We start from the raw sequence: 24,045 nt of genomic DNA, 5'->3' as shown, positions 1-24,045 counted from the left end.
AACGCCCTGGCCACCAGGTACCGCGGTGTAAAAAAGACCAGCGAGACGTCGCTCTCGCGCCCCGCTGGCAGAGGTAAAAACTGTCAGCCCGTGATCAGACGCTGATGCACAGGTACTTGATCTCCAGGTAGTCCTCGATGCCGTACTTGGAACCTTCGCGACCCAGGCCCGAGGCCTTGATGCCGCCGAACGGCGCGACTTCGTTGGAGATCAGGCCGGTGTTGATGCCGACCATGCCATATTCCAGGGCCTCGGCGACACGGAACACACGGCTCATGTCACGGGCGTAGAAGTACGAGGCCAGGCCGAACTCGGTGTCGTTGGACATGGCGATGACCTCGGCCTCGTCCTTGAAGCGGAACAGCGGGGCCAGCGGGCCGAAGGTTTCTTCCTTGGCCACGGCGGCGGTCTTCGGTACGTCGACCAGGATGGTCGGCTCGAAGAAGTTGCCTTCGATCAGCTTGCCGCCGGACAGCACCTTGGCGCCTTTGCCAACGGCGTCCTCGATGTGCTCCTGGACCTTCGCCACGGCCTTGCCGTCGATCAGCGGGCCGGTGGTGGTGCCTTCTTCCAGGCCGTTGCCGATCTTCAGCTTGGCCACGGCGGCCTTGAGCTTCTCGGCGAACGCGTCATAGACGCCGTCCTGTACGTAGATGCGGTTGGCGCAGACGCAGGTCTGGCCGTTGTTGCGGTACTTGGAGACGATCGCGCCCTCGACGGCCTTGTCCAGGTCGGCGTCGTCGAACACGATGAACGGGGCGTTGCCACCCAGCTCCAGGGACACTTTCTTGATGTCCTTGGCGCACTCTTCCATCAGCTGGCGGCCGATCTCGGTCGAGCCGGTGAAGGACAGCTTGCGCACCAGCGAGTTGCCGGTCAGCTCGCCGCCGACTTCGCCCGCGCTGCCGGTGACCACGCTCAGCACACCGGCCGGGATGCCGGCACGGTTGGCCAGCTCGACCAGGGCCAGGGCGGAGTACGGGGTCTGCGAAGCAGGCTTGAGGACCATGGTGCAACCGGCGGCCAGGGCCGGGCCGGCCTTGCGGGTGATCATCGCGGCCGGGAAGTTCCACGGGGTGATCGCGGCGGTGACACCGATCGGCTGCTTGATGACGATCAGGCGCTTGTCCGGCTGGTGACCCGGGATGGTGTCGCCGTAGACGCGCTTGGCCTCCTCGGCGAACCACTCGATGAACGAGGCGGCATAGGCGATCTCGCCCTTGGCTTCGGCCAGCGGCTTGCCCTGCTCGGTGGTCATCAGGCGGGCCAGGTCGTCCTGGTTCTCGATCATCAGCTCGAACCAGCGGCGCAGCTTGTTCGAACGCTCCTTGGCGGTCAGTGCGCGCCAGGCCGGCAGGGCCTTGTCGGCCGCTTCGATGGCGCGGCGGGTTTCGGCGGCGCCCATCTTCGGCACGGTACCGATGACTTCGCCGGTGGCCGGGTTGGTCACCTTGATGGTCTGACCGCTGTCCGCATCCAGCCATTCACCGTTGATGAAGGCTTGCTGGCGGAACAACTGAGCGTCTTTGAGCTGCATGTCGGCTTCCCTTAAAGCACCGTGCACGCACGGGGCGAATTATTGATTGTTGAAAAGGCGCCCCAAGGGGCTGCCGTCAGGAATTCTTGCACCAAGGGTGTTCAACGCCTGGGCAGTGAGCGTTTGAAATCTCAAACGAATGCTAAGCGGCTGCTGGGGTGTTGGACAATAGGCTGTTCGAAAAAAAGAACGAATGGTTGAACACCGGGCTGAAATTTCCAGATCGGCGGTGAGGCATGAGCCCCCTTCGTGGCCCCCGCAGGGCCCTGCAAACCACAATTGATGTGTGATCGGCTCGAAGCTTGTGGGAGCGGGCGTGCCCGCGAAAGGGCCAGTGAAGGTTAGACCATGGGCCAGGAGACATCGTGATGGGAGGACCGACGGCCCTCCCGGCAGGGTCAGAACGCCTTGGCGAGGTCGATCACCAGTGCCCGGTAGCCGACGCTCCCTGGCTGGCGGCTGTGCACCTTGAGCTCCACCAGCACCTCCTGGGTACCTCGGCGCACCTCATTGAGCACGGTGGTGGTCAGCTTCTGTGGCGTCAGGTAGCCCACCGACGCCGAATAGATGAACTGGGTGTCGGTATCCGGCCGATACGCCACCACCGAGGTGATCGGGCTGTACCACGCCTCGCCCCGCTCCTTGCCGTACTGCCAGATTTGCTCGACCGTTCCCTTGGTCTCGTCGATCCTGTACTCGACCGCCCGGCTGTAGTTGCCGCTCAGTTTCGTCGGGGCAAAGCCACGTCCCCAGCCATTGTCGAACACCGTCAGCGTGCCCTGCCCGGTCAACCAGGCGGTGTGTTGGGTCCAGGACCAGTCGAAGTCGTCGCTGCCGACCGGGGTCAGCACCTTGGCCTTCAGGTGCGCCGGCCAGCCCTGGGGCGAGGCGAGAATCCACTTCACCGCCTTGTCGCGGCCGATCTTCACCACGCCCTGGTGACGGGCTGAAACGATGATGCTGTCGTCATCGGCGTCGTAGTCGATGGCATTGACGTGGGCCCAGTTGCGCCCGGTGCCGACGCCCGGCGTGTCGCCGAACGGCAGCTCGCCCTCGGCCAGTTCGTTGGCCAGCCGGCTGTCCTGCTTCTGCACGCCATCCGGTAGCTGGATCGCCGCCTTGCCCAGGGTTTCCAGCAAGTCGCCGCGGTACGGGTCGAGGATCTGGTTGAGGTCCCAGAAGTCCAGCACGTCGCCGGCCTCGTTCACTTCGATGATGTGGTCACGGATCGAACGCACGCGCTTGCCGTCCGGACGGCGGTAGTCGCTGGTGCCGACCCGCAGCAGGTAGGTGCCGTGCGCGGTCTCGCGGATCTCGTGGGAGAAGTCGGCGAACTTGTCCGGCAGGCTGCGCTGCCAGATACGCCGGCCGAGCAGGTCGTACTTGGAGTAGGTCTGGCCCTGGCCCCAGATCAGCTTGCCATCGCGGGTCTGCTGGAAACCCATGGTGCCACCCAGGCCGTCGCGGCGGTTGGAGTCGTGGATCTGCTCGATGTCCAGGTACCAGCGCACGTCGCCATTGCTGTCGGCGATCCAATTGTTGCCGACCTGGTCCCACTCGGCAGCGCCACCCAGGCCGTTCCACTTGAAGGCGCGCCCGCCCGGGATGTCGCCGAGCAGGTGGTTGAACAGGTACAGGCGCTGCTCGAAGCCTGGCGCGACCTTGACCGGCTCCACCTCGGGCAAGGCGGCCGTCTGCCTGGCCACCACCGGCAGGCGCACGGCAGGCGCGTAGATTTCGTAGCGTTCGCGAATGCGCTCGCCATCGAGCTTGTAGGTGACCTCCACCTGGTTGACGTGATCCGGGTACAGGCCGAACACCGGGATGCCGCCGTAGGTCCACAGCGAGCGGTCGGACACCGCGTAGGCGATGTCCACGCCGCGCTCGCCACGGCCCAGCACCCGTACGTGGGCCGCGCCGAGGATGCGGCCACCGTCACGGATGATGGCGGTCAGCGGCGCCAGGCGATAGGGATTGACCACCACGTCACCGAGCAACGCCTCATCGTGGTCGGGGACCTTGGCGGTGATGCAGGCACCTTCGGGCAGGCGTGGGGTTTCGGTCTTGGCATTCATGGCAAAGCTCCTTGTGCTCAGAAGTCGTAGCGGGCTGTGGCACCGACGGTGCGCGGCGTGCCGAGCACGCCGGCATAACCGCCGTTGGCGGAGTTCCACAGGCTGGTGAAGTAGGTCTTGTCGCCGGCGTTCTTCACCCACAGCGACAGGTCGAGGACACCGTCGCCCTGGTCCAGGCGCACGCCGGCGGAGAGGTTGACGATGGCGTAGCTGGGAATCTGCCCGTAGTCGGAGTCGTCGATGGTGCCCACCGCCCTGGAGCGGAAGGCGTAACTGGCGGTGAGGTAGGGCTCGATGCGCTCGGCCAGTTGCCAGCTGTACTGGCCATTGAAGTTGGCGATGTACTTGGAGGCGCCGACCACCTGGTGCCCGGTCAGGTCGCAGGTGGCGGTGGCGTCGGCCAGGCTCACCTCCGGCGGGCATGGGGCGTCGTCGTACTCGGTGTAGCGCACGTCGTTCCACGAGCCGTTGACGTTGAGCGTCAGGCCGCGCAGCGGCAGCGCCGTGGCCTCGAACTCCAGGCCCCGGGAACGCACGCTGCCGGCGTTGGCCAGGTACTGCACGCGGTTGACCTGGTCATAGACGTTGGCCTGGTAGCCATGGACCTCGGCCCAGAACAGGTTGGCGTTGAGTTGCAGGCGGTTGTCCAGCAGGGTGCTCTTGATCCCCAGCTCGGCGTTGTTGACCCGCTCGGTACCGACCAGCAGCGAGTCGGTGCCCAGGCGCGGCGCGGCACCTACGGTGAGGTTGATGCCACCGGACTTCTCGCCGTGGGACAGGCTGGCGTAGCCGAGCACCTCGTCGCTGAAGCGGTAGCTCAGGCTGAGCAGGCCGGAAGGGCTGAAGCTGTACTGGTTGAGGTCGCCCGAGTCGTAGGCGCCGACCCGGCCCTGGCGCGCGGCAGCCGCCCCACCCGTCACCGCCGCACCACCGATCGGCGCGTCGCGGGTGACCCAGGCGCTCTTTTCCTCGTAGGTGCCGCGTACACCGGCGGTGAAGTCCAGGCGCTCGGTCAGGTGCCAGGTGCCCTGGGCGAACAGCGCGTAGCTGTCGGTGTCGATGTGGCCGTCGCCGAGGGTCGTGACATTGGCCAGGGCACCGGCCGGGGTGAGGTTCCAGATGTCCGCCTGGGGGCCGAAGTAGGTGAAGGACTTGTTGTCCAGGTCTTGCTTGAAGTAGTAAGCGCCCAGCACATAGTCGAAGAACCCACCGGTGGGCGAGGCCAGGCGCAGCTCCTGGGAGTATTGCTTGTCGCGGACCGAGACGCCGGCATTGTGGGTGGCTGCCACGTTGAGCCCGTCGTCGTTGCGCGGGGTGAAGTCCCACCAACGGTAGGCGGTGATCGAGGTCAGGGTGAAATCGTTGGGTAGGGTCCAGTTGGCCTCCACCGAGGTGCCGCCCTGGAATACCTTGACCATCTGGTCGGCGTCGAAATTGACCTTGCGGTCCTTGCCCGACACCAGCGTGGCGCCGGCCTGGGCCGCCAGGCTCTCGTAGCGGTTGACGCCGTTGATGGTCGGCCCGGTGCTGTAGAGGCTGAGGATGCCGTTGTTGGAGTCTTCCTCGTTGTATTCGCCGATCCAGCGCAGGTTGAAGGTCTCGCTCGGCGCGAACAGCAACTGGGTACGAAAGCCCTGGCGCTTGCCGCCGTTGAGGTCGTCGCCGTTGTAGACGTTCTTCACATAACCGTCGTCCTCGGTGTGGTAGGCGCTGATGCGCCCGGCGAGGGTTTCGCTGAGCGGCCCGGAGAAGCTGCCCTGGGTCTGCCAGTAGCCGTCTTCGCCCAGGGACGACTGGATGCTGCCCTCGCGGTGGAAGGTCGGCTTGCGGGTGGTGATGTTGAGCACCCCGGCGGTGGTGTTCTTGCCGAACAGCGTACCCTGCGGGCCACGCAGCACTTCCAGTTGCTCGACGTCGAGCAGGTCGAACACCGCCATGCCCGGGCGGCCCAGGTAGACGTTGTCCAGGTAGACACCGACGCTGCCTTCCAGGCCGTCGCTGGCCGGATTGTTGCCCAGGCCGCGAATGGAAATGCTCGACTGACGGGCGTGGACGTAGGCGACATTGGTGCTCGGCACCAGTTGCTGCAGGTCCTGGACCCGGTAGATCCGCTGGGTTTCCAAGGTTTCGCTGCCGAGCACGCTGATCGGCGTGGGTACGCTCTGGGCGGTCTCCTCACGGCGGCGGGCATTGACCGTGACGGTGCCGAGCCTGGCGTCCTGCTGGGCCGCCGGGGCCACGTCGACCGGCGCTTGCTCGGCGAAGCTGCCGCCGGCCGTGGCCAGCAGCACGCCGGCGGCCAAGGGTTGCAGGGAGAACAGCGACACGCGGGCTGGCCAACGGTGAAGTCGGGACATGCAAATGCTCCTTGAGGCATGGGCCCTGGCGAGCATTTCCGTTGGCGGAACCGAATCGCGGTCAGGCAGGCTTATATTCTTTTAAGAGATATAAATATTTGTAATTCATATTTTGTGGAATAAGTAACTCCCTTTATAAGGATCGAGACCCTCATCAGCAATTGCATTCGACCGAAAGTTTCCATGTAGAAAATGCATATCGATCTCCGCCAGCTCCGCCACTTCATCGCCCTTGTCGAGCACCGCAGTTTCGTCGCGGCGGCGGCGGCGGTGAACCTGTCGCAATCGGCCTTCAGCCGCAGCATCCAGACGCTGGAACACAACGTCGGCTGCCGCCTGGTCGACCGCGCCAGCAAGGAACTGGCGCCGACCCGCCAGGGCCTGCTGGTGCTGGAACACTCGCGGCGCCTGGTGCACGGGGCGCACAACCTGGTCAACGAGATCAACCAGTTCAACGGCGCCACCACCGGGGTGGTGCGCTTCGGTTCCGGCCCGGCGCCGGCTGGGGGCCTGGTCCCTCGGGCGGTGGCGCGCTTCGTCGCCGAGTACCCGGCAGCGCGTACCTGTTTCCAGGTGGATAACTGGCAGGCGCTGAACCGCAGGCTGGTCGCCGAGGAGATCGAGTTCTTCGTCGCCGACACCCGCCAGTTCGAGGCCGACCCGGACTACCAGGTGCACAAGCTGACCCCGCAGCGCTGGCATTTCTGCTGCCGGGCCGGGCATCCCTTGACCGAGCGTGCCGAAGTACACGCCCGCGACCTGTTCGACTACCCCCTGGCCACCACCTTCCGCCCGCCGAACATCCGCAAGGTCCTCGGCGACCTCAGCGGCCGCCAGGACTTCCTGCCCAGCGTGGAATGCGAGCATGGCTATGCGCTACTCAACGTGGTGCTGCATTCGGACACCCTGGGCATCGCCTGCAGCGCGAACCTGCGGCCTTACCAGTGGGAAGGGGGGTTGGTGGCACTGGAGCTTGCCGACCTTGCGCCGGAGCAGGAGGAAGCGTTCTACACCCGTTATGGGGTGGTGAGCCGGGTGGGGTATGGGTTGTCGGCGTTGGCACAGGGGTTGGTCAGGCAATTGATTGCCTGTGACAAAGAGGTGTAGCTGGCAGGGGCCGCTTCGCAGCGGCCCCAGGATCCATTGACCGGCTCACCCCTTGCGGATGGTCCGGCTCAGTTGCCCATCCACCCCCACCGGCACCTCGCCCGCCAAGGTCACCCGGCGCACCACCCGTGGCTGGGTGCCATAGTCATCCACCGCATAATGCTGGGTCGCGCGGTTGTCCCAGATCGCCACGTCACCGGCCTGCCAACGCCAGCGCACGGTGTTATCCAAGCGCGTCACGTGCCCCTGCAGCAAGGAGAACAGGTAGGCCGAATCGGCCTGCGAGTACCCCTTGATGCGCTTGACGAAGTGCCCCAGCTGCAGCACCCGCTCGCCACTGACCGGATGCACACGGACCACCGGGTGCTCGGTCTCGTACACCGTCGAGGTGAATATCTTGCGGTAGCGCTCGAGCTTCTCGGGCTCGACATCCGGCTTGGCACCGGCATAGTCGTATTCGTTGCTGTGCACCGCCCAGAGCTTGTCAGCCAGCTCGCGCAGCGGCTCAGGCAGGCTTTGATAGGCCGCGGCGGTGTTGGCCCACACCGTGTCGCCCCCCGAGGCCGGTGCCACCACGCTGCGCAGGATCGAGGCCTTGGGGTAGGCGTCGACGAAGGTCACGTCGGTGTGCCAGGAATTGGCCCGCTGGCCCTCGGCGCCATCGAGCTGCAGCAGGTAGCTGGTGCCATCGACCACCGGCACGGTGGGGTGGGCGACCGGCTCGCCGAGCAGCTTGGCGAAAGCTTCCTGGCCCTGGTCGTCCAGGTGGTCCTGGCCCCGGAAGAAGATCACCTTGTATTGCACCAGGGCGGCCTGGATGGCGTCGAGGGTGGCGGCGTCCAGGTCGGCGGACAGTTTCACGCCCCGGATCTGGGCACCGATACGGCCGGCGACCGGCTGGATGTCGAGTTCGGGGATCTGTGGCGCGGCGGCCAATGCAGCGTTGCTCATGTCGTGCTCCTCACGGTCGATGATGGGGTTGCGGGTTCAGCGGACGGCCTGCACGGCCCGGGCCTGTTGCAGGGCGGCATCGAGAAAGCGTGGCTCGATCCATTCGGACACCTGGAAGCCACGGCGGATCAGGCGTTCCTTGGCGGCAAGGTCCACGCCCTGCTGCAGCAGGCCGACGAATTCGGCATCCAGGCGGGGATCGAAGTAGTGGGCGAGGTCCTCCTGGGCCAGGTCGTCGCTCAGGATGGAGCGCGGCCAGTTGGCGGTGCTCGCCACCAGCTCGATGTAGGCGTCGCGGTTGTGCTCGTTTCGCAGCCACTGCACCGCCTGCTGCTGGGCATTGACCAGCCGCTGCACCAGGTCAGGGTGCTGGCGGATGAACTCGCCGGTGCCCAGCAACACCGACTGGGTACTGCCGGCCCCCTCCAGGTCGCGCGAGTTCACCGGCAACTCGACCAGGCCACGCTCGCGCAGCGACAGCAGGCTGGACAGGCCCCAGGTGGCGTCGATCTGCTTGGCTGCCAAGGCGGCGTTGGCCGCGTTGAAGTCGAGGTTGATGACCTTCAGCTCGCGCTCGGACAGGCCCTGGCTGGCCAGTGCGCTGGCGAACGACAGCTGGTTGGCGGTGCCACGGAACACCGCCACGCGCTTGCCCTTGAGGTCGTGCAGGCTGTGGATACCCGAGCCGGGCACCACGCCCAGGTAGCTCTTGACCCCACGTACCCCGGCGGACAGCACGCGGGTATCCAGGCCATTGGCCTTGCCGATGATCGCCGCCAGATCGCCCAGGTAAGCGAAGTCCGCCTGGCCGTTGGCCAGGGCTTCGTTGACCACCGGCCCGGCGCCCTTGAAGAAGCGCCACTCGATACGGATACCGTCCTTGGCGAATTCCTTTTCCAGCAACTGCTGGTCACGCAGCACATCCACCACGCCTCCAGCGCTGGGCTTGCTGCCGGCGCTGAGGTCAGGCACGGCGATACGGATGCTGTCCGGCCTGGCCGTATCGGCGGCCTGGGCGCTCAGGGCGAATGCACTCAGCAGTCCGAAGGCACTGAGCAAGTGGCGAAAGGGCGTGTTCATGACAAGGCTCCTTGGCAAGCTGCCACCGGCGATGGCCGGCGCTTTGCCCAGAAGCTAGGCTGTCCGGATTAGAACCGACAAAGATCAAAACTTCATTTTTTAGTAACCAAAAGACATAAATCAGGCGACATGCGCCTTCGCGACGGGCTTGCGCAACGCGCATGGAAAATATGAGGAAAACGCAACGGCACAGGGCTTCCACGTACCACCGGCCCATGCTCTTATCCCTTGAGCAGCGATCTAGTGAATTTTTAATTCCATAAACGCATAAATCAAAAACGCTTCGAGGGATGCCTGATGAGCGAAATCCTGAGCACGAGTCCATGGCGTCTGCGGGGGGCGCTTGGCGCTTTCGCCACTCCAGGCGCTCACCTCCTGCCGTGGGTGCTGCCCTTGGCCCTGGCCGCCTTGTGGGTCACGGCCAGCCGCCTGCACTGGATGAGCGAACAGATCCTGCCGGCGCCGGCGCTGGTCTGGCAGAGCGCACAGGAATTCGGCGCAGGCGAGCTATGGAGCCATTTGTGGATCAGCCTGCAACGGCTGTTCTGGGGCCTTTTGCTGGGTATCGCCAGTGGCTTGCTGCTGGGTACCTGGCTTGGCGCGTCGCGTCGGGCACAGACGCTGGTACTGCCGACGTTCGTGGCCCTCGCGCAAATCCCCACGCTGGCCTGGATTCCGCTGTTCATGCTGTTTTTCGGCATCGGTGAGTTGCTCAAACTGGTGGTGCTGGTCAAGGCGGTGATCGTGCCGGTGACGCTGCACACGCTGGTCGGGGTGCGCGATGCCCAGCCCAAGCTGCGCGAAGCCGCTGCCGTGCTGCGCCTGCCGCCGCACCTGCTGTTCCTGCGCCTGCTGCTGCCAGCCGCCCTGCCCGCCTTCCTCGCTGGCGTGCGCCTGGCCCTGGCCACCGGCTGGACATCGCTGCTGGCCGTGGAGTTGCTGGCCTCCAGCGAAGGCATCGGCTACCTGATGGTCTGGGGGCGGCAGCTGTTCATGCTCGACCTGGTGTTGCTCTGCATCCTGCTGATCGGCCTGGTCGGCGCCTGCATGGACCGTGGCTTCTCGACACTGGAGCGCCGCCTGCTGTACTGGCCGCAACCGGCCACGGGCGAGCAACCGCACAGCGCCGCCCCACGGGGCTGGCAGGGCCTACTGCTGCCGGTGGCGCTACTGGCACTGTGGCAGGCCGCCAATAGCTTCGGCTGGGTCGACGGCAACATCCTCACCTCGCCGCTGGAGGTCCTGCGCAGCCTGCTGGCAGGGCTGGCGGACGGCACGCTGCCCGAGGCCCTGTACCTGAGCCTGCAGCGCAGCCTCGTCGGCCTGCTGCTGGGTGGTGGTGCAGGCTTCGCCCTGGGCTTGCTGCTGGGCCTGGCGCCGGTGGCCGAGCGCCTGCTCGGGCCAAGCCTGTCGGCGCTGCGCCAAGTAGCGCTGTTCGCCTGGGTGCCGCTGCTCACCGCCTGGTTCGGCCTGGGCGAAGGGGCCAAGGTGGTGTTCGTCGCCCTGGCGGCGTTCTTCCCCTTGTTCATCGCCACCCAGCGCGGTATCGCCAGCCTCTCGCCGCAACTGGGCGAGGCGGCCCGCGCGCTGCGCCTGGGCTTGCCGCAACGCCTGCGCCTGCTGGTGCTGCCGGGTGCGGCCCCGTCGATCTTCGCCGGCCTGCGCCTGTCGCTCATCTATGCCTGGCTGGGCACCCTCGGCGCGGAATACTTCATGCCCTCCGATGGTGGCATCGCCAGCCTCATGCTCGGCGCCCAACAGCTGTTTCGCATGGACCAGGTGATGGCCGCCATGGTCTTGATCGGTCTGGTCGGCGCCCTGCTGGGCAGCCTCGGACAACGCCTCGAATCACGCGCCACGCGCTGGAGAACCGCATGAACGCTTTCAACACCTCGGCCCTGCACGCGGCCAACCAACCCGACGTCACTCCGCCACTGGTCAGCTTCGAGCGGGTCGGCAAGGTCTTCTCGGTGGACGGCCAGCCCTTCGAAGCCATCCGCGACTTCGACCTGACGATAGACGAGGGCGAGTTCATCGCCATCGTCGGTGCCTCCGGTTGTGGCAAGTCCACCCTGCTGCGCCTGCTGGTGGGGCTGGACACCGACTACAGCGGCAGCATCCGCGTCGATGGCCAGCCCGTCAGCGGCATCGGCGGCGAACGCGGCATCGTGTTCCAGGAACATCGGCTGTTCCCCTGGCTGACCGTGGAGCAGAACATCGGCCTGGGGCTGGTCAACGAGAAGCTCACCCAGGGCGAGCGTGCCCGCAAGGTGCACGCGTTCGTCCAGTTGGTGGGCCTGGTGGGCTTCGAGTCGGCCTACCCACACCAGCTCTCCGGGGGCATGGCCCAGCGCGTGGCGATCGCCCGTGGCCTGGTGGCCAGCCCGCGCATCCTGTTGCTCGACGAGCCGTTCGGCGCCCTCGATGCCCTGACCCGACAGCAATTGCAGGACGAGCTGCTGGCGATCCGCGAACGCGCCGGCATCACCACCCTGCTGGTCACCCACGATGCCGAGGAAGCGACCTACCTGGCCGACCGTGTGGTGGTGCTGGAGCCACGTCCGGGGCGGATCAAGGCGGTGGTGGAAATCGACCTGCCGCACCCGCGCCAGCGCACCGGCGTGGCCCTGCACGGTTTACGCGAGAAGGTGCTGCACCAGATCACCGGCGGCGAGGGCTACTTGCCGGCGCCCGTGCACAGGATCGAGAGCCTGCGCCCCGAGTTGATCGCCCTGTAGCGTTCAACGCCATCGCGCAGCGGGGAAGAAGCGCTCTACCAGCCCCTCGTCGGCCACGCGCCCGGCATAGGCCTGACGGTCGAACACCTGGCCGGTGCGCAGCTCATGGACAGGCTCGCCAAAGGGCCTGTCCACTTCGCGAAGCCTGAACGTGACGAAGCGGTAGTGCTCGCCCCGCACTTCGCCGACCCCGTCGATACGGAAGCACCGCCCAGGGAGGAACAGGACCTCCGCCTCCTGCCAGTGCAGCGACATCGGCGCCACCGGTGCGCCGCTGGTTTCTTCGCTACCGACCAGTTCGTACAGCACCGTATCGTCGTCGAACCAGGCTGACGCCTGCGCAAGCGGGCTGTCGGCAACGTCCGGCGGCAACATGAACCGGCGCGGGATGAAGGGATTGCTGGTGAAGGACGTGATGTCGGTGCTGACCAACAGGTCGCCGGCCTTGATCTCACCGGCGCGGTAACGGGCCCCCAGGCTGACGCGCGGGCTGCGCCCTCCTCGCCAGAGCAGCGAAGCCTTGCTCTTGGGCAACTGCTCCAGCGAGTCGGCCAAACGCTCGACGAAATCGCGCAGCTCGTCTTGCGCGATCCCTTGCAACCGCGACCTTTCGCCCCTGAACAGGTCGTTGACCTTGGCCATGTGGCCGCTGTACTCCATGACCAGGTCGTTATGGAACTCGCCCTCCTGCCTGAACGTATAGAAGCGCACCCCATCGCGCTCGACGAAGTGGTGGCCGAAGCGGTCCGCCTGCGCCATGTGCCCTTCGAAAACGGGCAGGCCTGCCTCTTCCAGGTGTGCGGCCTGTCGGGCCAGGAGCGCACGCGACAGGCTGTCGCTCGATCGCCTGTCGGCTTGCATGTAGGTGTCCCAGAACTGCCTCACCAGCCCATCCATGTCGCCGCCCGGTGCATACAACCGCCACCGGCCGTCCCGGCCCCGACGCACCAGCAGGCTCGGCTCCAGGGCATCCAGGTCTTGCACGACCATCCAGCAGGACAGCGAGGCGTGATAGCGCACCGGCAAGGACATCGCCTGCATTTCGATCCAGGTAGCGCCATCGTCGTCGAGCATCACACCTTCGAGTGGGCCGCCCCTACCCGGTGGCTCCGTGGGCACGCGGTTGTTGTCGAGCAGCCCAAGGCGCTCTGCTACCTGCCGGGCATCCTCGACCGGCTCCCAGGCTTGCGGTGTGAGCCGCAACCAATGTGGCGGATACGGGTGGACCAGGGCCTTGAGCCCAAGGCCTGCGTCGATGATCGAGAACACCACGACCAGCGCATCACCGAACGCCTCGAGGATAGCCCGGTCGCGTGCCCCGCTGGATCGAGCACGCACCGCCATGTCGATGTCCAGCACCATGCGCGCGGTACCGGCCCCCAGCATGGCCAGGCCGATCGGCCAGGCTGCAGCCGCGAAAATGCCGAACACCTGGATGAACGCGCCCAGGTAGCCGCGCCAGAGCTGCTTGCGCAGTTCGGCATTGCCGACCAGGTTGTGCAGGACGGTGTTGAGGTCGGCCTTCGCCCACAGCTGCAGGGTGTCGAAAAGGTCCGGCAGCATCAACTCGCGGCCTTCGCCAAAGGGCCACGTCGGCGTGGTGAACGAGCCAACACGCTGGCGCAGCATCTGCAACCGGCCCCGCCGCTCGGCCACCGGCGCCCGTTGGTCCACCCTGTACAGGGCGTCTACCCAAGCCTGCCCGTCGCTCCCGGCCAGGCGCTGGGCGATCCAGGTCAGCATCGCGGCGTGGTTGGCGAATGCCCGCAAGGGCATGGCCAGGGTCGGCGCGTAGAGCACGACGCGGCCTGACTCGTGGCTCAACGTGAACAGGTGCCCTGCGCCCGGTGTGTAGTGTCGCACGCTCGTGCCGGGCCCATGCCCGGAGCGCGCCAGCCGCGCCAGCGTCAGCGGTTGCCCGGCCTCGAAGCCGAGCCAGGCCAGCAAGTGCCTGCGATCACGCCTTTCCAGCAGCCCGGCCCGCACGCCTTCGTCGATCGCGGCGATGAAACGCGCCTTGGCCAGTAGCGCGAAGTCTTCGCCCTCCTCGCCCCAGAAGCGCTCGACACGGGCACGCATCACGGAGGCGAAATCCAGCCGCCACAAATCATCCATCACCGCCTGCGGCAGCAGCGCCACTTGATCGTCAACGCCATATTCGCCCGCACCGGCCGCCCGCGTGTAGAACCCGCCGAACACGGGCAGCACGTCGGGCGCTGCCTGAAAGCCACCGGCGAAGCGGTGGATCAACAGTTCAGTGAAACGCATCGAGCAGCGCGGCGGGCCGGCATGGCGCCAGCCGGTGAACGTCGGGGCACTGACACCGCTGTCGAATACGTGCCACCAGACGTTGTCGGGGTCCAGCGCCTGGCCGGTATGCTCACGCAGATAGACGCCCGCCGCTTCATGGGCCAAGCGGTAGGGGTCGGGCCAGGCCGCAAGGTATCGACGGGCCTTGTCCATCACCGCTCGCGCATCGCCCAGGGAGGCCAGGCTGCGTGCGTAGTGTTCACTATCGATTGCCATGTGAAGATCCTTGGTCAAGAAGGATCCTCGATTAGGCGCACACGCTCTCCCTGCAAGGCGTTAACACTTTCCTACCCGCTCGGCGCGTCCTGTGCCGAGAGGGCTGCGCCCCCCAGTTCGCGCAGGTACGCCCAGGGATAGATGCCCTTGTCGTGCCCGTCGCTGAACACCAATTGGACGCCATAGCCATGTGGCGCGATGCGCTCCAGGCGCACATCGTCGCGCACCAGGGCGATCCCCCCGCGCAGCTTCGTCGCCCGGCACCACGAGCAGGGGCAGGCACCGCGCAGTCGGACATGGCTGATCACCTGCTCAGCATCGCGCCATTGCACGCTCAACTGCCTCGCACCACGCTGGTTGCGCAGGGCGCTGGGAGCGTCCATCAGGCCGCCCCTTGCAACTGCGCCAGGGCGATGCGCACAGCCTTGCGCACTTCCGGGTCGCTGTCTGCCTCGGCTGCCTGCAATGCCGGCAGGGCCTGGGCCCTGCCCAGCTCGCCCAGGGCCAGCGCCGCTTCCTTGCGCAGGTTGGCGATCCTATGGCCGAGCAAGGTGGCCAGCGCATCCAAGGCCTGGCCATGGCGCAGGCGCCCCAGCGAGCGGGCCGCCCGCAGGCGCACCTGCCAGTAGCTGTCGTCCAGCGCCGCGACCAACGCCGCCCCCGCATCGCCCACGCCCACCTTGCCCAAGGTCGTGGCGGCCTCTTCGCGTACCTGCCAGGCGTCGTCGCGCAGGGCTGCGACCAGGGCCGGCAGAACACTGGCATCACGGGCCAGCCCCAAGGCGCCGATCGCTGCACGGCGGACCTCGGTGTCCGCTTCTTCCTCCGCCAAACGGGCCAATGCCGGCAAGGCGGGCACGTGCTTGAGCCAACCGAGGATACCCACCGCCTCACGGCGCACCGAGGCGTCGGCGTCGGCGAGCGCCAGCAGCGCTGGCCCGGCGGCGTCCTCCAGGCGCAGCTCGCGCAGGGCATGCAAGGCACTGGCGCGGACGAAGGCATCGGCATGGCCCACCCACGGCAGGATGAGCGGCCCGGCTTCCAGCGACTTGAGTTCGCTCAGGCTCTGGGCCGCCGCCAGGCGCACCGCTTCGTCAGCATCAGCCAGGGCGGCGCACAACGCCTGGACCACCTCGGGCTCTTCCCAGGCCTCCAGCAAGCGCGCGGCCTCGGCCCGCACCGTGGCATCGGCGTCGACCAGCACGGCGTCGGTCAACCAGGGCAGGCCGTCCGGGTCTTCCAGGTCGGCCAGGGCGATCAGGGCGATGCGCCGCACGCCTGCGTCGGCATCGGCCAGGCGTGGCAGCAGTTCGAGGATGTCGGGGTTGTCGGTGGTACGTTCGGTCATAGGGCTATCCGCAGCGGTGGGTGGTCGGCATCGGGCAGGCCCAGCGGCGTCAGACGCGGCAGTTCGCGGCCTTCTTCATGTCGCAGCAGGGCCAGGCAATGGCGCTTGAGGTGGGTGAAGGCCGGGCTGGTCAGCAAGCCAGCCTGGCGCGGACGGGCGAAGTCCAGGCGCAGGTCCTCGATGATGCGCCCGGGGCGCGGGCTCATGACCAGCAGACGGTCGGCGAGGAACAGCGCCTCGTCGATGTCATGGGTAACGAACACCACGGTGGTACGGATGCGCGCCCAGATGTCCAGGAGCAACGCCTGCATGCGCGAGCGGGTCTGGGCATCGAGGGCGCCGAAGGGCTCGTCCATCAGCAGCAGGCGCGGCCGGTTGATGAGCACCCGGGCGATCTCGGCACGCTGCTGCATGCCGCCGGAAAGCTGGTTGGGCCAGCGCCCGGCGAAGTCGGCCAGGCCCACCAGGCGCAGCATTTCACCCGCCTGGCGGTGCCGTTCGGCCTTGCCCAAACCTTGCATCTTCAGGCCGAAGGCGACGTTGTCGAGCACGCTGCGCCAGGGCAGCAGGGTATGGTGCTGGAACACCATGCCGCGCTGGGGCGAAGGCCCGTCGATGGCCTGGCCATCCACCCGCAACTGGCCGGAGCTGGGCGCCAGGTGCCCGGCCAGGGCGCCCAGCAAGGTCGATTTGCCGCAGCCGGATGGCCCGAGGATGCAGACGAACTCGCCAGGGGCAATGGCCAGGTCCAGCGCCTGTACCGCTTCGAACGCCTCGCTGCCCTGCCCCAGGCGGATGGACAGCCCACGTGCCTCGATGCGCCCGGGCTCCGGCGCCTGTCGATAGCTGCCCATCATGCGCCCCTCCGTGCCCGGCACCAAGGCGTGGCCAGCGCGCCCAGGCGCTTGACCAGTGCGCTGCTGCCCATGCCCAGCACACCGATCAGCAACATGCCGACGATGATGTCCGGGTAGTTCTGCAGGGTGTAGGACTCCCAGGTGTAGTAGCCGATGCCGAACTGCCCGGAGATCATCTCGGCGGTCACCAGGCAAAACCACGAGGTGCCCATGCCGATGGCCAACCCAGTGACGATGCTCGGCAGCGCCCCTGGCAGGACCACCTCGCGCAGTATCGCGTAGCGGCTGGCGCCCAGGCTGCGCGCCGAGGCCACCAGGCGCGGGTCGATCGCCTCGACACCATGCACGGTGTTGAGCAATACCGGAAACAGCGCCCCGGTGAAGGTGATGAACACCATCGACAGTTCCGAGGACGGGAACATCAGGATCGCCAGCGGGATCCAGGCCACCGCCGGGATCGGCCGCAGCACTTCCAGAGGCGGCAGCAAGGTGTCCTCGGCCCATTTCGAGCGGCCGATCAGCAGGCCCAACGTCACCCCCAGCACGGCGGCGACCAGGTACCCGGCGAAGACCCGCGACAGGCTGCTGCCCAGGTGTGCCAGCAAGGCACTGGAGGCCAGCAACTGCCAAGCGGCGTCGAGCACGGCCCGTGGCGTGGGCACGTAGGTGAAGGTGAACAGCCCCAGGTCCAGCTTCAGCCTGGCGGCCAGGTGCCAGAACAGCAGGCAGGCCAGCAGGGAAGCCAGGCGCAGGGGCCAGCGCTTGAGATCGCGGCTCATGAGGGTGTCTCCCGGTCAGCGCTGGGCAAGCAGCTTCTGGTTGGCGCTGACGAAGTCCAGTGCCTCGCCACCGTGCGCCTGGGCATAGCGCTGCGCCTGCTCCTTCAGCAGGAAGGCGGCCAGCTCACCCTTGGCGTTGCGTACGAACCAAGCTTGGTTGGCGAGCAACTTGATGCCGCTGTCGGCGGCCTGGGCGTAGATAGCGCGGATGTCCTTGCCCGCTTGCTCCAGCTGCGCCAGGGCGCTGAGCGCGGCTTCGGGCGAGGCATAGTGGCGGACCTTATCCTCGCCGCGCACCCAAATCTGCGCCAGGCGGCTGAAGTCGGTGATCGGCTTGCCGGTCAGCGCATCCGTGGCCTGCAACGGCAGCGGGTCGTAGTTGTGCAGGGCCTTGTCATAGTCGAGTCCGGCTTGCGCGAAGGCGGCACGGATATACCTGTCGTCGATGAACCTGTCGGTGTCCAGACCACGGTCGGTCTTCTTCAGCAACTTGAGGGTATCGATGGAGGTCGCCACGGCCTGGCGGTATTCCGGTTTCCAGGTCAGGTCGCGGGTTTGCAGGCCGAGCGGGCCGTGGAACAGGTAGTTGACCTCAGCCTCGATGCCGGTGACTTTCTCGATCAGCTCGCTGTACTTTTCCGGCTCGGCGGCGATCAGGCGGTCGGCTTCGAGGCTCGCTCGCAGGTAGGCGGTGACCACTTCGGGGTACTTCTGCGCATAGTCGGCATCCACCAGGGCACCATGCAGCGTCGGCGCGTTGGCCTGGGAACCATCGTAGATCTTGCGGGCGAAGCCACGGTTGGGGAACAGCTCGGCGAACGGTACGAAGTCGGCGTGGGCCTCGATACGGTTGCTGCGCAGGGCGGAGCCGGCGATTTCCGGCGCCTGGGCAATGATCCGCACGTCCTTCTGCGGGTCCCAGCCCTGGGCGGCGATGGCCCGCAGCAGCATGCCGTGGGCGGTGGAGGCGAAGGGCACGGAGATGGTCTTGCCCTTGAGCTCGGCCAACGACTGCACGGCGGACGCGGCCGGCACCACGATGCCGTTGCCGCTGCCCTGCACGCTGCCGGACAGCACGCTGATGAACAGGCTGCGCTTGCCGGCATCGAGGTGGGCGACACCGTTGAACGAGCCTGGGAAGTCGGCCATGGCGCCGAAGTCGAGCTTGCCGGCGACCATCTCGTTGGTCAGCGGCGCGCCGCTGGTGAAGTTCTTCCATTCGATCTGGTACTTCGCATCCTTGTACTTGCCGTCATGGGGCAGGTACTTCTCCAGCAGGCCCAGCTCGCGGATCAGCAGGCCGCCGGTGGCGCAGTTGATGGTGGTGTCCTGTGTGCCGATGGCCACACGGATGGTCTGGGCATTGGCGTTCAGGCCAACGATCGCCAGCGCGAGGCCGGCCACGGTTGCAACAAGGCGCATGGGTGTTTCCCCTCGAATCGTTTGAGTCATTGGAGTCGTCTCCGCCACCAGGCGGGGTGGTGGGAAACGAGGGGGCTTTGCAGATGGGCGTCCGGTGGTTTGGCCGGATGGCGTGAGGCTAAGGGTTCGTTTCAGCGCAGCAGGTAGGGAATGTCGACCTTCACCGCGCCAGTCGGGCAGTCTTTCTCGCAAGGCATGCAGTACCAGCATTCGTCGAAGGCCATGTAGGCCTTCTGCGTGGCCGGGTCGATGGCCAGCAGGTCCATGGGGCAGACATCGACGCAGACGGTGCAGCCCTTCTCGGCGATGCACTTGTCTTCGTCGATGGTCACCGGGGCGCTGCTGCGGAAAAAGATGTCCTGGGGACGATAGGGCATGTCACGGAGTCCTTGGAGCCTTTGGCTCTCGTTTCTGAGTTCTTCGGTGATCCAGTGGGGCTGCCTTGCAGCCCATCGCCGGCAAGCCGGCTCCCACAGGGGGCCAGTGGAGCTCACAAATCTGTGCCATGCAGCGGACTCTGTGGGAGCCGGCTTGCCGGCGATGGGGCGCGAAGCGGCCCCAAAGGGCAGTGTCTAGGCAGCGTCAGCCTTGACCCTCAATCGCTCGTACGCGGTCTGCTCCTCGGCATCCAGGGCCACCAGGTACGGCTCGACCGCTTTCTTGAAGCTGGTCATCCGCCCCTGTTCGTCCTTCTTCAGATGGCAATGGCAGAACCACTCACGGTCATTGCGCTCGGGGAAATCGACCCGGTGGTGGTACAACCCCCAGCGGCTCTCCTCGCGAAACAGCGATGCCCGGGCCGCCATCTCGGCGCAGTCACGGATCACCGTGACCTCCATGGCACGCATCAGCTCGTGCGGGTTGCTCGCTTTCATCTGCGCCAGGTCCTGCTCGATCTCGGCGAAGCGCGCCAGGCCGATTTCCATCTTCTTCGTCACCTTCGGCGGTTGCAGGTAGTCATTGACCATGCGCCGCAGTTTGTACTCGACCTGTGCCGGCGGCAGGCCATGCTCGCGATGCAGCGGGGCGAACACCCGCGCCTGCTCGCGTTCGACCTGGGCCTGGTCCACTGCGGCCAATGCACGACCGGCCACGTACTGCGCCGCGTTGACGCCGGCGAACCAGCCATAGGTGAAGGCGCCGAGCATGTAGTTGTGCGGCACGGCGGCCATGTCGCCGGCGGCGTAGAGCCCGCTGACGCTGGTCTCGGCCTTCTCGTTGACCCACACCCCCGAGGCCGAATGCCCGGAGCAGAAGCCGATCTCGGAGATGTGCATCTCGACCATTTGCTGGCGATAGTCAGTGCCACGGCCGGCGTGGAACTGGCCACGGCTGGGGCGCTCGTTGCCATGCAGGATCTGCTCGATGGTCTGGATGGTCTCCTCGGCCAAGTGGTCGAGCTTGAGGAACACCGGGCCGTTGCCGCCTTCGAGTTCCTGGTGGAACTCCCACATCATCTGCCCGCTCCAGTAGTCGCACTCGATGAAGCGCTCGCCCTTGCTGTTGGCGGTGTAGCCACCGAGGGGGCCGGTGACGTAGGCGCAGGCCGGGCCGTTGTAGTCCTTGATCAGTGGGTTGATCTGGAAGCACTCCAGGTTGGCCAGCTCGGCTCCGGCGTGGTAGGCCATGGCATAGCCATCACCGGCGTTGGTCGGGTTCTCGTAGGTGCCCATCAGGTACCCGGAGGACGGCAGGCCCAGGCGGCCGGCGGCGCCGCAGGCGAGGATCACCGCCTTGGCACGGATCACCCGGAACTCGCCGCTGCGGCAGTCGAAGCCCATGACCCCGGCAGCAGCGCCTTCGGCGTCCAGCAGCAGGCGGGTGCAGACCATGCGGTTGCTGATGTCTACCCGGGCACGCTTGAGCTGGCGGTACAGCACCTTCTTGATGTCGTGCCCTTCGGGCATGGGCAGCACGTAGGCGCCCATGTGGTGGACCTTTTTCACCGCGTAGTCGCCCGTCTCGTCCTTCTCGAACTTCACGCCCCAGCGGTCGAGCTGCGAGAGGGTCTCGAAGCTATGGGTGGCATAGGCATGCACCGTGGCCTGGTTGACGATGCCGTCGTTGGCCACGGTGATTTCCTTGGTGTACTGCTCGGCGGTGGCGTGGCCGGGAATGATGGCGTTGTTCAGGCCGTCCATGCCCATGCTGATGGCGCCACTGCGCTTGACGTTGGCCTTGTCCAGCAACAGCACGCGCAGGGTCTTGTCCTGCTCCTTGGCCTTGATGGCGGCCATGGGGCCGGCGGTGCCGCCGCCGATCACGACGATGTCGTAGTCCTGGGTGTCGATGCTCATGGCTTGGGTCCCTTCTGACGGTCGATGCGCAGGCGATACTGGAAGGCATCGCCGCGGTAGTAGAGGTGCTCGAAGTCCAGCGGCGTGCCGTCGGCGGCGTGGGTCAGGCGCTCGATGCGCATGATCGGCGAGCCCTCCTCCACCTCCAGCGCCTGGGTCAGGTCGCTGTCGGCCAGCACCGCATCGATGGCCAGGTCGGCGTGGCCCAGGGCGATGCCGCAGTCGTTCTCCAGCACCAGGAAGATGTCACGGGTGGCCAGGTCGGTCTTTTCCAGTTTTTCGCCGATGGCCTTGGGCAGCCAGGTCAGCTCGAGCGACACCGGCTCGCGGTTGATCAGGCGTACCCGGCGGATCTCGGTGACCAGGCTGCCCTCCTCCACCTGCAAGCGCGCCGCCACCAGCGCGTTGGCTGGCACATGGCGCAGGCTGCGCAGACGGTTGAGCACCTCGTAGCCCATCTGGGTCATGGACTCGGCCAGGCCTTGCAGGGTGGTGACGTTCTGGAACGCCTTGGGCTTGGCGACGAAGGTGCCCTTGCCGTGGATCTTGAAGATCAGCCCCTCCTTCTGCAGGTCGCCCAGCGCCTGGCGCACGGTGATGCGGCTGACGTCGAAGGCCTTGCCCAGCTCGTTTTCCGAAGGCATGCGGCTGTGCGGCGGGTAGGTGCCGTCGAGGATTCGCCCGCGCAGCAGTTCCTTGAGCTGGGTGTAGAGCGGTACCGGGGAGAGGGGGAGCAGTTCGGCCATGGGATCTCTTCGCTATGGACTGACTTGTTATAACAAGTTGTGACCAGAGAGTAGCGAGCATAAGAGCCCCCGGGGAAATACCGATATTGAATATGGTTATTCACAAGCACGGGCCCCAAGGCACGCCCATCGCTGCCCGAGACCCTGGAAAATCACCCTGAATCAAGGCGATGGACGTCATCGACGCAGATGGGTATCATTGCGCCCCGTTGCACTCGTAGCTCAGCTGGATAGAGTACTGCCCTCCGAAGGCAGGGGTCGTGGGTTCGAATCCCGCCGAGTGCGCCATACCTGAAAAGCCCTGGGAACCTTCCCGGGGCTTTTTCGTTTGTGCGACATCGCACGCTTGGCACTCCCGTACCGCAGGCCATTGGTGTTAGCGTGAGCGTCTTCCCGTTTCCTACAAACGGGTACCTCCCTTCCAACGCTCAGCAAAGGAATGCGCTCGCCCATGTACCTGAAAAAACTCACCGCCGCGACCCTGCTGCTGGCCAGCCTGGGCTTGTTCGCCAACCAGGCCCAGGCCAACCTCACCCCGCAGCAGTCCGCCGCGATCCTCAAGGCCTACGATAACAGCGACCCGGCGGATTTCCGCCGGTTCCTCGGCCAGCTTGCCAGCAGCGAACTGGCCAAGGCCGACAACCTGACTGAAACCCTCAAGGCGTACCTGGCCAACAAGCCGCTGGGTGCCGAGCAACAGAACGAGATCCACCGCTTGCTCGGCCTCTACACCCGCATCAAGTACGGCAAGGCCGCGACCGAGACCCTGCGTGAGCTGGTGGCCATCCCGACCTTCCAGGTCGAGGGCGTGCCGCAGCACGAGAACCCCGAGTTCCTGAAGATCGCCGACAAGATCAAGGCGCTGGCCGAGGGTTTCGGCCTGCACTTTCGCAACATCGACAACCGGGTCTACGAGATCACCCTGGGTGACGACGCCAAGGAAGTGGTCGGCATCCACGCCCATGCCGATGTAGTACCGGTGAACCCGGACAACTGGAAGCTCGAGGACGGCACCCGCCTGGACCCGTTCAAGGTCACCCTGGTGGGCGATCGCATGTATGGCCGCGGCACCGAGGACGACAAGAACGGCATCGTCGTGGCGCTGTATGCGCTGAAGGTGGCCAAGGACGAAAAACTGCCCCTGGCCCGTCAATTCAAGCTGTTGGTGGACACCACCGAGGAAACCAGCGGCGATGCGATCCCCTACTACTTCGCCCGCAACCCCACGCCCACCTACAACCTGGCGCTGGATGGCGGCTACCCGGTGGTGATCGCCGAGAAAGGCTACGGCACCGTGATGGCCAGCTTCCGCCGGCGCCCCGCCACCGGCAAGGGGGCGGAAATCATCCACCTGACGGGCGGGCTGGCCACCAACCAGATCCCCACCACCTCGGTGGCGACCCTGCGTGGCGACAATCCCACCGCCCTGGCCGCAGACCTGCAGAAGGCCGGTGCCGACTACGTCAAGCGCAACGGCGGCGATTTCATCCTCGATGCCAAGGTAGCCGGCAAGGAAGTGGTGCTGACGGTGACCGGGGTCTCGGCCCACTCTTCGGAGCCCGAATCGGGGATCAACCCCGTGGCCCGGATGCTCGACTTCCTCAACGGCCTGGGCGACCAGGTACCGCTCAAGCACAACCACATCACCGATGCCGCGCGCTATGCGGCCGATAACTGGGGGCTGGACTACTTCGGCAAGAAGCTTGGCGTGGACTTCGAGGACAAGTTCATGGGCCCACTGACCGCTTCGCTAACCTACGTCGGGCTCGATCAGAAGGCCCTCAAGCTGGCGGTGAACCTGCGCATTCCAAAAGGCAAGGCGATTGCCACGATCAAGGATGAGCTGGCCGACAAGCTCGGGACCTGGGCCCGCGGCAGCCACACCTCGGTAGCGTTCGAGTACAGCCTCGACGAGCCGATGTACCGCAACCCCGAAGGCGAATGGGTCAAGGCCTTGCTCGCCGTGGCCAGCGAGAACCTCGGCCTGCCCCATGAGTTCGGCGCCTCCGCCGGCGCCACCTCGGTGCATGACCTGCCCAATGGCGTGCAGTTCGGCCTGGCCATGCCCAACGTGAAGTACACCGGGCACAACGACAACGAGTTCAAGACCGTGGAGCAGTTCATGCTGGACCTGCAGATCGTCAGCGAGATGGTGGCGCGGATCGGGCAGATGCCAGAGCTCTGAGCCTTCGGTACGCGCCATTTGGGCGATGGGCTGCAAGGCA

18 protein-coding genes and 1 tRNA gene are annotated in these 24,045 nt (G+C 66.2%); 5 read left to right on the top strand and 14 right to left on the bottom strand.

The genetic code is table 11. The features are described from left to right. Window positions 1-94: 94 nt before the first annotated feature. From gabD to NJF35_RS03540, 3 genes are all read right to left on the bottom strand, one after another. A complete protein-coding gene (gene gabD / locus NJF35_RS03550) occupies window positions 95-1,537 on the bottom strand; it encodes an NADP-dependent succinate-semialdehyde dehydrogenase (RefSeq protein WP_225786674.1) in 1,443 nt (480 codons plus the stop codon). Between the two features lie 398 nt (window positions 1,538-1,935). After that, window positions 1,936-3,612 carry an aryl-sulfate sulfotransferase gene (locus NJF35_RS03545; protein WP_225786675.1) on the bottom strand — a complete coding sequence of 559 codons (1,677 nt, stop codon included), beginning with the start codon at window positions 3,610-3,612 and terminating at the stop codon, window positions 1,936-1,938. 17 nt (window positions 3,613-3,629) lie between these two features. Continuing rightward, the gene (locus NJF35_RS03540) at window positions 3,630-5,969 is read right to left on the bottom strand and encodes a TonB-dependent receptor (protein WP_225786676.1); all 2,340 of its coding nucleotides are present in this window, start codon (window positions 5,967-5,969) and stop codon (window positions 3,630-3,632) included. Window positions 5,970-6,161: 192 nt separating this feature from the next. On the opposite strand from NJF35_RS03540, the gene NJF35_RS03535 reads away from it, so the two are divergent. After that, window positions 6,162-7,076, top strand: a complete 915-nt coding sequence (locus NJF35_RS03535; RefSeq protein WP_253090673.1) for a LysR family transcriptional regulator — start codon at window positions 6,162-6,164, stop codon at window positions 7,074-7,076. A 45-nt stretch (window positions 7,077-7,121) separates the two neighbouring features. On the opposite strand, the gene NJF35_RS03530 is transcribed toward NJF35_RS03535, so the two are convergent. After that, window positions 7,122-8,027 carry a TauD/TfdA dioxygenase family protein gene (locus NJF35_RS03530; protein ID WP_225786678.1) on the bottom strand — a complete coding sequence of 302 codons (906 nt, stop codon included), beginning with the start codon at window positions 8,025-8,027 and terminating at the stop codon, window positions 7,122-7,124. A gap of 36 nt (window positions 8,028-8,063) precedes the next feature. Next, complete coding sequence (locus tag NJF35_RS03525) at window positions 8,064-9,107, bottom strand: ABC transporter substrate-binding protein (protein ID WP_225786679.1); 1,044 nt, start codon at window positions 9,105-9,107, stop codon at window positions 8,064-8,066. A gap of 297 nt (window positions 9,108-9,404) precedes the next feature. On the opposite strand from NJF35_RS03525, the gene NJF35_RS03520 reads away from it, so the two are divergent. Beyond that, the gene (locus NJF35_RS03520; protein WP_253090672.1) at window positions 9,405-10,985 is read left to right on the top strand and encodes an ABC transporter permease; all 1,581 of its coding nucleotides are present in this window, start codon (window positions 9,405-9,407) and stop codon (window positions 10,983-10,985) included. Then, window positions 10,982-11,845: an ABC transporter ATP-binding protein gene (locus NJF35_RS03515; RefSeq protein WP_225786681.1), complete on the top strand. Its 864-nt coding sequence runs from the start codon at window positions 10,982-10,984 to the stop codon at window positions 11,843-11,845. The genes NJF35_RS03520 and NJF35_RS03515 overlap by 4 nt, the downstream gene beginning before the upstream one ends. Window positions 11,846-11,848: 3 nt before the next feature. Here NJF35_RS03515 and NJF35_RS03510 read toward each other — a convergent pair whose 3' ends face one another. The 9 genes from NJF35_RS03510 to NJF35_RS03470 all read right to left on the bottom strand — a co-directional run bounded on the left by NJF35_RS03510 (window position 11,849) and on the right by NJF35_RS03470 (window position 21,820). Then, window positions 11,849-14,371: a dermonecrotic toxin domain-containing protein gene (locus NJF35_RS03510; RefSeq protein ID WP_253080619.1), complete on the bottom strand. Its 2,523-nt coding sequence runs from the start codon at window positions 14,369-14,371 to the stop codon at window positions 11,849-11,851. 71 nt (window positions 14,372-14,442) lie between these two features. Next, the gene (locus NJF35_RS03505) at window positions 14,443-14,754 is read right to left on the bottom strand and encodes a DUF971 domain-containing protein (RefSeq protein WP_253080620.1); all 312 of its coding nucleotides are present in this window, start codon (window positions 14,752-14,754) and stop codon (window positions 14,443-14,445) included. Continuing rightward, window positions 14,754-15,719 (bottom strand): HEAT repeat domain-containing protein, encoded by a 966-nt coding sequence (locus tag NJF35_RS03500; protein ID WP_253090671.1) that lies wholly within the window; start codon window positions 15,717-15,719, stop codon window positions 14,754-14,756. Before NJF35_RS03500 ends, NJF35_RS03505 begins: the two co-directional genes overlap by 1 nt. Further along, window positions 15,716-16,573: an ABC transporter ATP-binding protein gene (locus NJF35_RS03495; RefSeq protein ID WP_225786865.1), complete on the bottom strand. Its 858-nt coding sequence runs from the start codon at window positions 16,571-16,573 to the stop codon at window positions 15,716-15,718. Before NJF35_RS03495 ends, NJF35_RS03500 begins: the two co-directional genes overlap by 4 nt. Continuing rightward, the gene (locus tag NJF35_RS03490) at window positions 16,573-17,355 is read right to left on the bottom strand and encodes an ABC transporter permease (RefSeq protein ID WP_253080621.1); all 783 of its coding nucleotides are present in this window, start codon (window positions 17,353-17,355) and stop codon (window positions 16,573-16,575) included. The genes NJF35_RS03495 and NJF35_RS03490 overlap by 1 nt, the downstream gene beginning before the upstream one ends. Before the next feature lie 15 nt (window positions 17,356-17,370). After that, window positions 17,371-18,777, bottom strand: coding sequence for an ABC transporter substrate-binding protein (locus NJF35_RS03485; protein WP_225786685.1), 1,407 nt, complete (start codon window positions 18,775-18,777; stop codon window positions 17,371-17,373). 131 nt (window positions 18,778-18,908) lie between these two features. Further along, window positions 18,909-19,154 carry a ferredoxin family protein gene (locus tag NJF35_RS03480; protein ID WP_253080622.1) on the bottom strand — a complete coding sequence of 82 codons (246 nt, stop codon included), beginning with the start codon at window positions 19,152-19,154 and terminating at the stop codon, window positions 18,909-18,911. A gap of 195 nt (window positions 19,155-19,349) precedes the next feature. After that, complete coding sequence (locus NJF35_RS03475; protein ID WP_253080623.1) at window positions 19,350-21,074, bottom strand: fumarate reductase/succinate dehydrogenase flavoprotein subunit; 1,725 nt, start codon at window positions 21,072-21,074, stop codon at window positions 19,350-19,352. Beyond that, window positions 21,071-21,820 carry a GntR family transcriptional regulator gene (locus tag NJF35_RS03470; RefSeq protein ID WP_225786688.1) on the bottom strand — a complete coding sequence of 250 codons (750 nt, stop codon included), beginning with the start codon at window positions 21,818-21,820 and terminating at the stop codon, window positions 21,071-21,073. The genes NJF35_RS03475 and NJF35_RS03470 overlap by 4 nt, the downstream gene beginning before the upstream one ends. 211 nt (window positions 21,821-22,031) lie before the next feature. Between NJF35_RS03470 and NJF35_RS03465 the strand changes: the two genes are divergently transcribed. Together NJF35_RS03465 and NJF35_RS03460 are read left to right on the top strand one after the other, a co-directional pair. Continuing rightward, window positions 22,032-22,108, top strand: a tRNA-Arg gene (locus tag NJF35_RS03465). Window positions 22,109-22,271: 163 nt separating this feature from the next. Then, window positions 22,272-24,005: a dipeptidase gene (locus NJF35_RS03460; RefSeq protein ID WP_253090670.1), complete on the top strand. Its 1,734-nt coding sequence runs from the start codon at window positions 22,272-22,274 to the stop codon at window positions 24,003-24,005. Window positions 24,006-24,045 lie beyond the last annotated feature (40 nt).

Source organism: Pseudomonas guariconensis (assembly GCF_024127895.1).
GTDB lineage: Bacteria > Pseudomonadota > Gammaproteobacteria > Pseudomonadales > Pseudomonadaceae > Aquipseudomonas > Aquipseudomonas guariconensis_B.
The sequence above is the reverse complement of the archived record's forward strand: the minus strand, read 5'-3'. Positions and strand labels throughout refer to the sequence as shown.